Source organism: Psychrobacter sp. PAMC 21119 (assembly GCF_000247495.1).
GTDB classification, from domain to species: domain Bacteria; phylum Pseudomonadota; class Gammaproteobacteria; order Pseudomonadales; family Moraxellaceae; genus Psychrobacter; species Psychrobacter glaciei.
The window spans coordinates 109,387-122,474 of sequence record NZ_AHVZ01000007.1 but is presented as its reverse complement, the minus strand read 5'-3'; the positions used below and the strand labels follow the sequence as shown (position 1 = coordinate 122,474).

Genomic DNA, 13,088 nt, shown 5'->3' with positions numbered 1-13,088 from the left:
TAAAAATATCTTTGTATTAATAGCAATAAAAACCCCGTGCTATCACTCGATAACACGGGGTTTGTTAAGACTTCTTAAGCCTTATTATCATAAAATATTGACTTAGTTTTTGTCTTTATCAATGATTTTATTACCACCAATCCAAGGCATCATACCACGTAGCTTAGCACCAGTCACTTCGATTTGATGCTCAGCGTTGTTACGACGACGAGCCGTCATTGATGGATAGTTGGTTGCGCCTTCACTGATGAACATTTTTGCGTATTCGCCAGATTGGATGCGTTTTAGCGCATTACGCATAGCTTCACGTGATTGCTCATTGATGACTTCAGGACCAGTCACATATTCGCCATATTCAGCGTTATTACTGATTGAGTAGTTCATATCAGCGATACCGCCTTCATACATGAGGTCAACGATAAGCTTAAGCTCATGCAAACACTCAAAGTAAGCCATTTCTGGCGCATAGCCTGCTTCTGTTAGCGTTTCAAAACCCATTTTTACTAGCTCAACAGCACCGCCACAAAGTACGGCCTGCTCGCCAAATAGATCAGTTTCAGTTTCATCTTTGAACGTGGTTTCGATGATGCCTGAACGACCACCACCAACACCAGCTGCGTAAGACAAAGCTAATTGCTTGGCTTGACCTGAGGCGTCTTGATAAATCGCGATCAAATCTGGAATACCGCCACCTTTGGTGAATTCGTTACGAACGGTATGACCAGGTGCTTTTGGAGCAACCATGATGACATTAAGATCGCTGCGAGGAACAACTTGGTTATAATGAATCGCGAAACCATGAGCAAAAGCTAACGTAGCCCCTTCTTTGATGTTAGGCTCAATCTCGTTGTTATAAAGCTCTTTTTGGAACTCATCAGGGGTCAAAATCATAACCACGTCAGCAGCTTTAACTGCATCAGCAACTTCAGCAACCTTTAGACCAGCATTTTCCGCTTTTTTCCATGAGCTTGAGTTTGCGCGTAGACCAACAGTCACATCGACGTCTGAATCTTGTAGGTTAAGTGCGTGTGCATGGCCTTGTGAACCGTAACCAATAATCGCAACTTTTTTGCCTTGGATAATCGATAGATCGCAATCTTTATCATAATAAACGTTCATAAATAGAGTCCTTTTCCTCAATCATGGCGTGCCATGGATAGTAAACGCTTATGCAGTCGCCATTATCGTAAAATGGTCACTAACATAAGCGTTATGTTAATGGTAAATAGATTATAACTAAAATTATTTTGATTAACTATTTAGCTGCTCAGCCACTAAGCGTATTAAATACTCAGTGTTTTTTCTCCACGTGCAATACCAATCACACCCGAACGTACCACTTCTAAGACACGTTCTCGGCCGATAGTATCGATAAAACCATCTAGCTTAGCCGTATCGCCAACGATCTGAATCGTATAGAGATTGGCATTGACGTCAACAATTTGTGCACGGAAAATATCTGCGCTGCGTTTGATCTCTTCACGTACGCTACCCGTTGCGCGAACTTTGACTAGCATTAACTCGCGCTCAACGTGAACGGTGTCTGATAGATTAAGCACTTTAACCACTTCAATCAATTTATGCAATTGCTTGGTGATCTGCTCAATTCTTTCAGGAGAAGTAATCGTCGTCACTGTCAGACGCGAAATACTCGGATCTTCCGTTGGGGCGACGTTTAAGGTTTCGATATTATAACCACGTTGTGAGAACAAGCCGACTAACCGCGACAACGAACCCGCTTCGTTTTCCATCAATACCGAAATCAGATGTTGTTGTTGCATTAGGTACGCTCCCCTTTGGTTAACCACATATCACGCATCGTCTGTCCAGCGATTTGCATTGGATATACATGCTCATTACGATCGACATAAACGTCAATAAATACCAGCTTGTCTTTCATTGCCATGGCTTCTGCAATCTGTGCTTCCATAGTGGCAGGATCGGTAATCTTGATACCGACATGACCATAACTTTCAGCTAGCTTGACAAAGTCTGGTAATGAATTCATATAAGATGACGCATGACGACCCTCATACAGCATATCTTGCCACTGTTTTACCATACCCAACTGCGCGTTGTTTAGGTTCAAGATTTTGACCGGTAGATTATATTGCAGGCATGTCGATAGCTCTTGAATATTCATCTGAATAGAGCCTTCGCCAGTAATACAGACCACATCACGATCTGGATTAGCAAGCTTGGCTGCCATTGCATACGGCAAGCCAACACCCATCGTACCTAAGCCACCCGAATTGAGCCATTGACCCGGCTCTAGATAAGTATAGTAAAGCGCGGCAAACATCTGATGCTGACCGACGTCACTGGTTATAATGGCGTTGCTGTTGGTCACTCTGTCTAGTGCTTGTACGACACTTTGTGGCTTGATGCCGTTTTCGGTACTGGTGTCATAACGCAGACCATGACGCTTACGCCATTCATTAATCTGTGACCACCAATCTAGTAGGGCATGCTGCTCCAATTCTTTATCTTCACCGATAATCTCCAACATATCCGTAAGAACCGATTTTACGTCACCAACGATAGGAATGTGGGCAAGAATAGTCTTAGAGATAGAAGCTGGATCGATATCGATATGAATAATAGTCGCATTCGGGCAGAACTTTTTGACATTATTGGTGACACGGTCATCAAAACGCGCACCAACTGCCAAAATAACATCTGCATGATGCATGCTCATGTTGGCCTCATAAGTGCCGTGCATACCGAGCATGCCCAAGAACTGACGATCAGAGCCAGGGAATGTTCCCAAACCCATTAGCGTATTGGTCACTGGCAAGTTTAGACGATGTGCAAGTTCGGTCAGCTCTTTATGGGCTTTACTCCAAATCACGCCACCACCAGCATAGATAACAGGACGCTGCGCTGATAATAAGGTCTCAACCGCTTTTTTAATTTGGCCGCCATGCCCTTTCACTGAAGGCTGATACGAGCGTATAAACACCTCTTCTGGGTATTCGTAGGCATATTTTTCGCTAGGCGCGGTCATATCTTTTGGTACGTCAATGACGACAGGACCTGGACGACCAGATTGCGCAATAAAAAAGGCTTTTTTGACAATCATTGGAATTTCGCTAGCATGGCGTACTTGAAAGCTATGCTTTACGATAGGACGAGAGACCCCGATCATGTCAGTTTCTTGGAACGCATCTTCGCCGATTAGGCTGCTCGGTACCTGACCTGAAATCACGACCATCGGAACTGAGTCCATGAAGGCGGTGGCAATCGCGGTTACTGTATTGGTAGCACCAGGACCTGACGTGGCCAGCACGACACCTGTGTTACCAGTCACTCGCGAATAAGCATCTGCCATATGCCCAGCTGCTTGCTCATGACGCACTAAAATATGTTCGATGTTTTCTTGCTGAAACAACGCGTCATAAATGTGCAGCACTGCGCCGCCTGGATAGCCAAAAATATATTTGACACCCTCATCCGTCAGCGATTGCACCAGCATCTCAGCACCAGATAGCATCACAGGCTGCTTGCTACCTTCAGCAAGACGTTGTTGCTTTTCTTCAAAATTTTTGGCGGCATTACCTGTTTGGGTATGTCCCGTCATATTCGGACTTTGCGTGGTTTGCGTCACTGTCATCACCTTTTTTTGCGGCGAGAATTTGCATTATTTTATAAAAGAAAACAACCACGTTTGGGCGTTATTTTAAATCTTATAAAAATGATTGCCAATCCTTGTCCATATCAAGAATGTCTGCCCACTATATTTAAGCAATCGCGTCGTACAACGCAAGATAATACTCAAACACAGCAATGTATTTGGGGTCAGTTTTGTGACAGGAGTTTATCGATATACCATGACAAGATACGAATGCATCTATAAAAGAGGCTTATTACTTATGAGCGATAGTGTTTATAAAAGAGGCGCTGCTATAGCTAAAGTCATAAAGTAATTCTAATAGCCAATACTACGTCATAAGATCATCTGATCTTATAATAGGCTAATAAAAAACATCATAACCAAATATTGTTTTGCATTTAATGCAAGCAATACAACCGCAAAAATCCACACTTAGCGTATTTCAAATAATAAGTTTATCTTAGTCATTGTAGACAGATAAGTCCGGAGACAACATATACAGTCATTAATAATAATCGCTATGATCATCATTTTTGCCATATCGTTATCACAAAGAAAATAAAACGACGTAAGCTACCGATAAGTAACCCGTAGTTCTCATTCTCAAGTGCCACGGCAATATCATAAAAGCCGCTCACTGACCAATCAACTGCTATTATATTCAATGGTTTGAGTCCTATTGTCAAGAAAAACTTCTAAAACCCACCCCTAACTATTAGTTATTAAATAATGTACATTCATAAGCATTATTTGCTAAAATCAAACGCTACTGTATTCATATTGTTATTTATCAATGTAAATACTGACTTTAAATAAATATCTACCTTCATTTTTTACCCCCTTAAGAGGACCGCTACTATGGCATACACGTCTACCATACATACCCCTGCCAAGCTGCTCATCAGTATCAGTACTGCATGTATGATAATGCTGTCAATGAATGCCAGTCATGCTATCCAAGTGTATAAATCAATTGGTACGCACGGTGAAGTGAAGTACAGCCAGCATGCGCCGCAAGAGGGTAGAAATATTGAAGTGATCGAATTTCGTAGCGATGGTAGACAGAACAACGCAGGTCAGCTAGCGGGTAAAACAGAGGCTAACCAAAATACACCTACTCAAAGTGCAGAAGAACAGCGCGTTGCCCAGCTAGAAGCACGTATCAAGGATCAAGAAGCGCAGGCTAATGCGCAGCGCTGCCAATCACTGCGTAATAACCTGACCAATCTAAACGTTGGCGGGCGCATCTATGAGATGGATAGTGATGGCAAACGTGAATACTTAGATGGTCGCGAAATCGAGCTTAAGCGTGAGCGCGTGCAACAAGCCATCACTCAGTATTGTAATGGCTCTACGACCTAGTTTTTATTTAATACGGTGCACTACCCTACTTAATTTTTATTGGTAATCAATTGCATGACGTGACGAATGGCTGCTGGCATATCTTGCGCTTGCAGTCCGCGCTGACCAATCAGTAGCGAGCTATTATGTTGGTAATAGTCAGTATCATTCACCAAGGCGTCTCCTGCTAGCCCATGCAGCAGAACCGCTTGGTGCAAGCAGCGCGCTTCGTCTTCTAGATCTTGTTGTGCCAACAGCCCAGCAATCACCCCAGACAATACATCGCCCATGCCAGCGGTGGCCATGCCCGCATTACCTACGCCGCAAACATAAATATGCGCTTGCGAACCCTTCTGCTCTAATATCCTTTGCTCCAGTACCAATGAGCCAGCGCCTTTTAACACCCAGTCACCGCCATAAGTCTTAGCGCACTGTTTTATAGCTGCTAATCGATCATCTTCTACAATACTAATTTTCTTATCAAGCAATCTAGCCGCTTCACCACTGTGCGGCGTCAAACAAACCTGATGATCCATACTGTGTTGTCGCAGCTGAGCGATGAGTTCATGTTTATGAGGATGCTCACGACTCTCCATCTGCAATGATGCCAGATGATAAAGACCATCTGCATCAATGACCAGTGGCTTCTTCTCTGTTATAGCAGCCTGAACATAACTGATGAATAATGCTTGCGCCTTTTTATCACGCCCCAGTCCCATGCCAATGGTAACGACGCTAGCGTCCTTAATTAAGGTTTTCACCCCCTCTTTATCATGCAAATCAATCGTCATCGCATCGGGTAATGACGTTAATAAAGCACCATGAAAGGCATCGTGACAAGCCACGGTAATTTTGCCCGCACCTGTCGCCATGACACTACTGGCAGATAGAATGGCTGCCCCGCCCATACCTTGCGAGCCATCAATTCGATTACCACCAATGACCAAGACGTGACCATAGCTGCCTTTATAACTGTTCTGTCGACGAGCATTCAAAGCATGCGCTACAGTCACTAGAGTGGCGGCTGAGTTGTTTGACTGAGTCGGTATTAACGGTATATCAATCACGCTCCCGCTATAGTCCATGCCATCTTTGGTATGTAAGCCGAATTTACGGGCGATCAAACACAGCGTCACGTCAGCTTGTATGGCAGTGCGCTCAAATACTTGACCAGTAGAAGCCACTAAGCCACTCGGGATATCAACGGCAATTGCTAAAGCATTATTTGATTGCACTACCTTGTTAAAGGCGCTAATAGCCTGCTCGTAAACCCCTTCAGGTGCACGGTCCAGTCCTATACCAAATAATGCATCGATATAAATATCAGCTTGCCAGTCCGCTTCTCTTATCTCACTTTGATTGGCACTACTATCCTCAAAGCGTTGATAATTTACCTTAGCAGATAGCGCTATTTGTTTCGCTTGCTTAGCATCGGATACAACGTCGTGTCTGTCTACTTTGTTAGCAATTTTCACTGGATTGTCTATCTTCAAATCATCGGTAGCATAGCCGACTGTGATCACTTTTACTTCCCAGCCTGCCTGCTGCAAATAGTAAGCTATAAGCCAACCATCACCGCCGTTGTTTCCCTTTCCTACCCAGATACTTGCTAATTGCTGACAAGTATTACGTCGATAGACTTTATGATCAGCTGAGTCACGATGATCAGCTGAGTCACGATGATCAGCTGAGTCACGAGCTTTCAGATATTTTTTCTCGTAGAGCTGTTCTATATGCTGCGCCATTTGCCAAGCAGCTTGCTTCATCAATCCAAAGCTATCATAACCTTCTGCAAACCATGCTTGCTCCATAGCGTAGACTTGTTCGCTGCTATATAGCGCTATCGGTCTCGTTGTGTCTGATGAAAATACATTGGATTGAGTTTGCATACCGTTCCTCGATTATTTTTATTGGTTTTTTATCACATTGAAACTTGCTGGTTACTCGCTTGTATAAGCTTAGCAAAAGCTCACTTTGACTTATGTATCAATATGAAATGTGAGATTATTTGCTTTTGTACTTGCGCTCTTAGCTCACTGGCTTATCATATCGGTATTCACTCTATTACCTGCTATCACACATGAATAATCCTTCTAAAGTAAACTTATCTAACTCTTCAACTCAGCAGATATCAGCTCAGAAAACGTCTCCTGAGCCTAACCCTGCGCCCGACAAAAAGATTACTGTGAGTAATAGCCCAACGTTTGCTACCACCACAGAGGTAAAGCAATGGATTAAAGCCCAAGCACAGTCTTTAGGGTTTGCCGACTGTGGTTTCTTATCCGTACATCATCCTTTGTTTACCCAACAAATTGAACAATTGCAACGGTGGCTGGATAAAGGCTATGAAGGCCAATTGCAGTTTATGCATAACAATCATCACCTACGTGCGCATCCTGCCCAACTGGTAGAAGGAGCAAAAACCATCATCAGCGTGCGTATGGACTACCTCACTCAGACACCTACCCCGCGTGCGGTCACTGATGATAATCATCCCAATCAGGGTATCATTGCGCGTTATGCCAGAGGCCGTGATTATCATAAGACGATGCGCAGCCGCTTAAAACAATTAGCCTTAAAGATAGAAGCGATGCTTGCCGAATGGCAGCATCTGGATATTGGGGCTGAGGCAGAATTTATTTTTAGACCTTTTAGTGACTCTGCCCCTATCTTTGAGCGTCCTATTGCAGATGCAGCAGGACTTGGCTGGACGGGAAAGCATACGCTATTGCTAAACAAACAAGCGGGCTCATTCTTTGTGCTGGGTGAGTTGTTTATGAGTCTTGAGTTACCGGATGATGAACCAGTAAAAGAGCACTGCGGCAGTTGCAGCGCCTGTATTGATATCTGCCCAACCCAAGCGATTGTCGCACCCTATGAGCTCAATGCTTCTGCCTGTATTTCTTATTTAACGATTGAGCATGATGGCATCATTGATACCAAATATCGTCGCGCAATTGGCAATCGCGTCTTCGGTTGTGACGACTGTCAACTTATTTGTCCGTGGAATCGCTACGCCAACCTTACAACCGTAGAAGATTTCACGCCACGGCATCAGCTTGATAACAGCAGTTTGCTTGAGCTGTGGCAATGGCAAGAAGCAGAGTTTATGAAAAAAACTGAAGGCAGTCCGCTCAGGCGCACAGGCTATGTGAACTTTTTGCGCAATGTAGCCATTGGACTTGGCAACGCTAATCCCAGTATAGAAATCGTCACTCATCTACGATCTAAGTTAGGCTTGCATAACGACATGCTGGACGAACATATTAATTGGGCGCTTACCGAACAAACTGAGAAATTAAATATCAATAATCGGTAAACCTATGCCTTTCAGACACAAAAACGCCTCTTATTAAAGAGGCATTTTTTATTCTATTAGACATGCTAGTGCTGATTAAGCTCAGGAATTAGAAATTAAGGCTTAGGAATGCGCAATACTTGACCAGGATAAATTTTGTCTGGATCAGACAGCATAGGCTTGTTGGCTTCAAAGATTTTTGTATAATCGCCAGATGAACCATAAACATCTTTAGCAATCTTAGATAGGCTGTCACCAGATTTTACGGTATACATCGTAGATTCAGGCGCATCTTCTTCGATATCAATGTTATCAATGACTTTAGCGACGTTTTGGACATTACCAATAGCGATAATGGCTTTTTCACGGTCAGCCTGTGTTTTGGCGTTACCACTGATCTCAGCGGTATCCGTCGAACCATTATATTTGATTTTTAGGTTACTGATATTGAGGTTCTGCTGCTGAATGCGACGTAGCAAAATGTTAGCAACCGATTGTGCTGAAGGCTCACCGCTGGCGACAGGTGTACTAGCATCTGCTTTGGTTTCTGATTTAGCATCATGCTTTTCGTCGTCACGGTTGAAAATCTTATCACCGATGTCTTTTGCGAAACTAAACATACCCATATAACTGCTCCTTGAAATACTATTATTTATTATCAATCGTTATTCTTTTAATGGTAATTATATCTAGGGCGTGTCCTCATTTTAAAAATGGTGATAAAAGTGAGGTAAATTGTAGTCAAACAAGGAAAAGAGCGCAGATAATATCGAGATATTACCTAGCTATTTGACGATGATTGGCAAGATTTAACCATTTTTAGCCCATTTAGATCGCTATCACTTGAATTGAGGACACGCCCTAGTAATTACTATTATTTCTTGTTTACCATTATTAGTATAGGCAAAGACATATATGATGAATAGTAATAGTATGTTGAGTAATGTTGATTTGGCGTAGCTTATGTTAATGAAATGAATCACTAGGTGAGCATAAATGACTGGAATATACTCTTAGAATAAATAACGAACATAAAAAAACCGCTTATCTATTCTGTATAGATAAGCGGCATTGTAAGACTTGCTAAGCAAATAGCGAGTTATAGCTGGGCTTGTACGTAGTCAATTGCTTTTTGAACAGTCGTTAGTTCTGCTGAATCTTCATCAGGAATAGTGATGCCAAAATCGCTTTCGAATGACATAACTAACTCAACTAGATCCAATGAATCTGCACCTAGGTCTTCCATAAATGAAGCATCGTTACTGATTTCTTCAACGTTCATACCCAATTGCTCAGCTACTGCAGCTTTAACTCTTAGCTCGGTATCGTTACTCATGTAGATTTCTCCTTTTTGATCTATTATTTTGACAAACCACTATAGTTCTATTATTAGATTCTATAGCATTGTATATAAATGAGATTTTCAGATTAGTATAGCTATCTGAATGCTTTATAACGGATTATACGTTTTGACTAATGTCTGGTAAAGCTCTGCTATCATACAGTGCTTTGGCCTAAAAGTGTCCGTCATTATAGCACCCTTTATTATAGTTTACACTCGTTCACACAGTTTTTTATTATCACTATGTAACACTTGTGCGTCACCTACATATACATGCCGCCGTTGACAGGAATAACAGCGCCTGTGATATAGCTGGCCTCATCGCTGGCTAAGAAATGCACTGCTGCTGCGATGTCTTCTGGCTGACCTAAACGACTAATAGGCACGGCATCTAGCATCGAATTTAGTAGGCGCTCGTCAAGCTCATCCGTCATATCCGTCTCAATTAAACCGGGTGCCACACAGTTAATCGTAACTTGGCGTGAGCCGATTTCACGTGCGAGTGTACGGCTGAAACCTTCTACGCCCGCTTTAGTCGCTGCGTAATTAGACTGACCGGCATTACCCATTTGAGCAACGACAGAGGTAATATTAATGATACGACCACGACGCGCCTTCATCATACCACGTACCGCACGTTTGCTCATGCGATAAACCGATGTCAAATTGGTATCAACCACGTTCTCCCAATCTTCATCTTTCATGCGCATCAATAGACCGTCTTGGGTAATACCAGCATTATTGACCAGCACTTGCACCGCGCCATAGACGCTCTCAATTTCTTCAAATAACTTATCGATTTGTGCCGTATCGCGTACGTCTAATACACGGCCAATACCACCACTATCATGTAAATAACCATCAACAAGTTCAGCACCTTTTTCTGTGGTGGCTGTCCCGATCACGAAATGTCCTTCTTTTGCAAAACGTTTGGCGACTGCCTTGCCAATACCGCGACTGGCACCAGTCACTAGGGTAATCGTACGGCTCATGATAATACCTCCATTAATTTATCAAGACGGGTGGGCTTGTCAGTAGGATAACTGGCAATTGGTTGCGCTTGACGCTTGGCCAAATTACTCAATACATTGCCACTGCCACACTCGATTAAAATATTAATTTGCTTATCAGCCAGCTCTTGCATGGTCTTTGACCATAGTACTGGCTCACTTAGCTGCTCGGTTAATGCTTGCTTAATACCTGCCGCACTACTCTCAACACGCGCATGACGGTTTTGAATAACCGGAATGGTTGCTTGATCAAACTTAATAGCTGCTAAGGCTTCCGCTAAAGCACTACTTGCTGGCGCCATAAGCGCACAATGTGATGGCACGCTCACCTTTAGTGGGATGGCTTTTTTGCCAGTATTTTTTACTTTATCGATGACAGCTGTGACGCCTGCCGCATTTCCTGAGACCACAACTTGTCCTGGACTATTGAAATTTGCTGCTCCGACAATTGCGCCATCAACATGCTCGGTTGCCTGCTCGCACAAGTTTTCCACACGATGATCTTCGAGCCCTAGCACTGCTGCCATCGCTGTATCGATACCTACTACCGCTTCCTGCATCAACTGACCGCGCGTATGTACCAATCTCACCGCATCAGCAAGCGATATCACTCCAGCGGCACAAAGGGCGCTGTACTCACCTAGAGAATGACCCGCTAAATAGCACGGCGCTTTTTTGAATTTTGGTTGTAGAATACGCCAAATGGCGATACTAGCCGTCAATAAAGCTGGTTGAGTATATTGCGTTTGATTGAGCTTTTCTTCATCCTGACAAATTGCCCATAAGTCTTCACCCAGTGCTTCGCTTGCTTCAGAAAAAGTATCACGAATCTCTGGATAAACTTCAGCGAGCTCGCTGGTCATACCGACAATTTGTGAGCCTTGACCAGGGAAAAGTACCGCAATGCGGGTTGGCTGTTTTTTTATCATATCGGGTACAGAGGCCATAACCAATATTCCTTATGTAATTGAAAACATCCCTAAAGATAATCGGGAGTATTGTAAAATTAGGGGCGGTCTAGAGTTATATTTTTAACTGATCACTCAGACAGCTGATTATAAGTAAACTATACACTGACAGATACTATTATCATAGCTGATGAAAAAATGAGGCGTTAAGGTAAGATAATATTTAGCTTTTGACAGTTTTTTAGGCACAGCATTTGATAAAAAATTACGTGATAAAAACCAATGATAGGAAACTACGTCATAAAAAAATTATAGCAAAAAGCCAAGTTATCCCACCACATAATATATGGTAGCGAAATAACTTGGCTTTCTTTAGCTCAAAACTTATTGCCTAATAATAGCGGTACAAAAAGCCGTAAAGTGCCATCAGCACCATCGTATTGTTGCATCACTGATTAAATAGTCAATTAAGCGTCTTGACTGACCTTGAACAACTGACGACCACGATAAAAACCATCTTTAGTCATGTGATGACGACGATGTTTTTCACCAGTGGTAGCATCTACGCTTAGCTCAGCCACTTCCATACGATGGTGTGAACGGCGCATGTCACGACGAGAACGGCTTTTACGACTTTTTTGAACAGCCATGATATAGCTCCTATACTTAAAAGGGATAAGCTTAAAATTCAGCTTTAGTCGATACTGACAGAGGCTATATAATCACAACAACCTAAGTCTTACGCATCATTAGTTAAATAGATTGCCACGTGCATTAAAATGCTAACTACGTCTAAAATCTATAGTCAATTTGCCTAGTCAGTTTTTATCTGCAAGTAACCTGTTGCTAGAATGCAATAAACGGGACATTATACGCATGTTTCATCGATTAATAAAGCCCTGCGTACGACTCTTCTGCACAAAGCCGATAAAAGGCATTCTAAATCAATTGAATACAGCATTTTTTCTTTTATAACTTGCCTTTCAACGATGCTAAAGCGGCAAAAGGATTTTCATTTTCTTCTTCTTCAGGTATCTCACCAAATTGCTCAACCGTCATTTCACAGTCATCGTGCTTCGGTGCCATCGGTGTTTTAAGCAATATTTCATCTTCAACCAATTTTTTCAAAGGCAATAAGCGCTCTGGTGACTGCTCAGTAATGATTTCATCAAGCAATAAATAGTCCTGCTCTTCATTAACTAGGCGTGCTTGGCTCTCGTCATCGAGTAATGCAATATCATAATCATCAGTTAAGTCAGTGGCTACGGGTTGCAAGCAGCGCTGGCAAGTTAGCCATACATCACCCGCCAATTTAAATGACAGATGTAAGACATTATTACGACGATAAAGATTGGCAGTGAGCTGGATTTTTTCTTGTTCATGCTCTGTCGTCAGTATAGCGGAAAGACGCTCAAAAGAAGTAGGTTCTATCTCTCCTGCCCACTCAAAGCCAGTATCCTCCCATTTATTTAAGGAAAGGTGTTCGGGCATATTACTCGATATAGGATTCTGCATATTATCAGCTTGAGCCGCTGAAGGCTTGCTTACTGGAGTGCTTGACATACGCGGCCTCATT

Annotated in this window: 13 protein-coding genes; 2 read left to right on the top strand and 11 right to left on the bottom strand. The window is 42.7% G+C overall.

Features of this window, described 5'->3' with window-relative positions:
• Positions 1-102 precede the first annotated feature (102 nt).
• The 4 genes from ilvC to RH96_RS15015 all read right to left on the bottom strand — a co-directional run bounded on the left by ilvC (position 103) and on the right by RH96_RS15015 (position 4,278).
• A complete protein-coding gene (gene ilvC, locus RH96_RS02185; protein ID WP_010196778.1) occupies positions 103-1,119 on the bottom strand; it encodes a ketol-acid reductoisomerase in 1,017 nt (338 codons plus the stop codon).
• A 164-nt stretch (positions 1,120-1,283) separates the two neighbouring features.
• Positions 1,284-1,781 (bottom strand): acetolactate synthase small subunit, encoded by a 498-nt coding sequence (ilvN, locus tag RH96_RS02180; RefSeq protein WP_010196775.1) that lies wholly within the window; start codon positions 1,779-1,781, stop codon positions 1,284-1,286.
• Entirely contained in the window at positions 1,781-3,613 is a 1,833-nt protein-coding gene (locus RH96_RS02175; protein WP_189586296.1) for an acetolactate synthase 3 large subunit, read from the bottom strand. Before RH96_RS02175 ends, ilvN begins: the two co-directional genes overlap by 1 nt.
• Before the next feature lie 527 nt (positions 3,614-4,140).
• The gene (locus tag RH96_RS15015) at positions 4,141-4,278 is read right to left on the bottom strand and encodes a hypothetical protein (protein ID WP_157999874.1); all 138 of its coding nucleotides are present in this window, start codon (positions 4,276-4,278) and stop codon (positions 4,141-4,143) included.
• A gap of 193 nt (positions 4,279-4,471) precedes the next feature.
• On the opposite strand from RH96_RS15015, the gene RH96_RS02170 reads away from it, so the two are divergent.
• The gene (locus RH96_RS02170) at positions 4,472-4,975 is read left to right on the top strand and encodes a DUF4124 domain-containing protein (RefSeq protein WP_010196759.1); all 504 of its coding nucleotides are present in this window, start codon (positions 4,472-4,474) and stop codon (positions 4,973-4,975) included.
• 29 nt (positions 4,976-5,004) lie between these two features.
• Here RH96_RS02170 and RH96_RS02165 read toward each other — a convergent pair whose 3' ends face one another.
• On the bottom strand, positions 5,005-6,843 hold the full coding sequence (locus RH96_RS02165) for an NAD(P)H-hydrate dehydratase (RefSeq protein ID WP_010196757.1): 1,839 nt from the start codon (positions 6,841-6,843) through the stop codon (positions 5,005-5,007).
• A gap of 191 nt (positions 6,844-7,034) precedes the next feature.
• On the opposite strand from RH96_RS02165, the gene queG reads away from it, so the two are divergent.
• A complete protein-coding gene (queG, locus tag RH96_RS02160) occupies positions 7,035-8,273 on the top strand; it encodes a tRNA epoxyqueuosine(34) reductase QueG (RefSeq protein WP_010196756.1) in 1,239 nt (412 codons plus the stop codon).
• Between the two features lie 95 nt (positions 8,274-8,368).
• On the opposite strand, the gene lysM is transcribed toward queG, so the two are convergent.
• From lysM to RH96_RS02130, 6 genes are all read right to left on the bottom strand, one after another.
• Positions 8,369-8,878, bottom strand: coding sequence for a peptidoglycan-binding protein LysM (gene lysM, locus RH96_RS02155; RefSeq protein WP_010196747.1), 510 nt, complete (start codon positions 8,876-8,878; stop codon positions 8,369-8,371).
• A 473-nt stretch (positions 8,879-9,351) separates the two neighbouring features.
• Complete coding sequence (acpP, locus tag RH96_RS02150; protein ID WP_010196746.1) at positions 9,352-9,588, bottom strand: acyl carrier protein; 237 nt, start codon at positions 9,586-9,588, stop codon at positions 9,352-9,354.
• A gap of 269 nt (positions 9,589-9,857) precedes the next feature.
• Complete coding sequence (fabG, locus tag RH96_RS02145; RefSeq protein ID WP_010196745.1) at positions 9,858-10,586, bottom strand: 3-oxoacyl-ACP reductase FabG; 729 nt, start codon at positions 10,584-10,586, stop codon at positions 9,858-9,860.
• A complete protein-coding gene (gene fabD, locus RH96_RS02140; protein ID WP_010196744.1) occupies positions 10,583-11,551 on the bottom strand; it encodes an ACP S-malonyltransferase in 969 nt (322 codons plus the stop codon). The genes fabG and fabD overlap by 4 nt, the downstream gene beginning before the upstream one ends.
• A 428-nt stretch (positions 11,552-11,979) precedes the next feature.
• Entirely contained in the window at positions 11,980-12,162 is a 183-nt protein-coding gene (gene rpmF, locus RH96_RS02135; RefSeq protein WP_010196743.1) for a 50S ribosomal protein L32, read from the bottom strand.
• A 319-nt stretch (positions 12,163-12,481) separates the two neighbouring features.
• On the bottom strand, positions 12,482-13,075 hold the full coding sequence (locus RH96_RS02130; RefSeq protein ID WP_010196742.1) for a YceD family protein: 594 nt from the start codon (positions 13,073-13,075) through the stop codon (positions 12,482-12,484).
• Positions 13,076-13,088 lie beyond the last annotated feature (13 nt).

Excerpts from the sequence above, each read along its gene's own strand:
- RH96_RS02170 (WP_010196759.1), top strand. The coding sequence starts at position 4,472 with ATGGCATACACGTCTACCATACATACCCCTGCCAAGCTGCTCATCAGT.
- queG (WP_010196756.1), top strand. The coding sequence starts at position 7,035 with ATGAATAATCCTTCTAAAGTAAACTTATCTAACTCTTCAACTCAGCAG.
- acpP (WP_010196746.1), bottom strand. The coding sequence starts at position 9,588 with ATGAGTAACGATACCGAGCTAAGAGTTAAAGCTGCAGTAGCTGAGCAA.
- fabD (WP_010196744.1), bottom strand. The coding sequence starts at position 11,551 with ATGGCCTCTGTACCCGATATGATAAAAAAACAGCCAACCCGCATTGCG.
- RH96_RS02165 (WP_010196757.1), bottom strand. The coding sequence starts at position 6,843 with ATGCAAACTCAATCCAATGTATTTTCATCAGACACAACGAGACCGATA.
- lysM (WP_010196747.1), bottom strand. The coding sequence starts at position 8,878 with ATGGGTATGTTTAGTTTCGCAAAAGACATCGGTGATAAGATTTTCAAC.
- RH96_RS02130 (WP_010196742.1), bottom strand. The coding sequence starts at position 13,075 with ATGTCAAGCACTCCAGTAAGCAAGCCTTCAGCGGCTCAAGCTGATAAT.
- rpmF (WP_010196743.1), bottom strand. The coding sequence starts at position 12,162 with ATGGCTGTTCAAAAAAGTCGTAAAAGCCGTTCTCGTCGTGACATGCGC.
- RH96_RS02175 (WP_189586296.1), bottom strand. The coding sequence starts at position 3,613 with ATGACAGTGACGCAAACCACGCAAAGTCCGAATATGACGGGACATACC.
- ilvC (WP_010196778.1), bottom strand. The coding sequence starts at position 1,119 with ATGAACGTTTATTATGATAAAGATTGCGATCTATCGATTATCCAAGGC.
- fabG (WP_010196745.1), bottom strand. The coding sequence starts at position 10,586 with ATGAGCCGTACGATTACCCTAGTGACTGGTGCCAGTCGCGGTATTGGC.
- ilvN (WP_010196775.1), bottom strand. The coding sequence starts at position 1,781 with ATGCAACAACAACATCTGATTTCGGTATTGATGGAAAACGAAGCGGGT.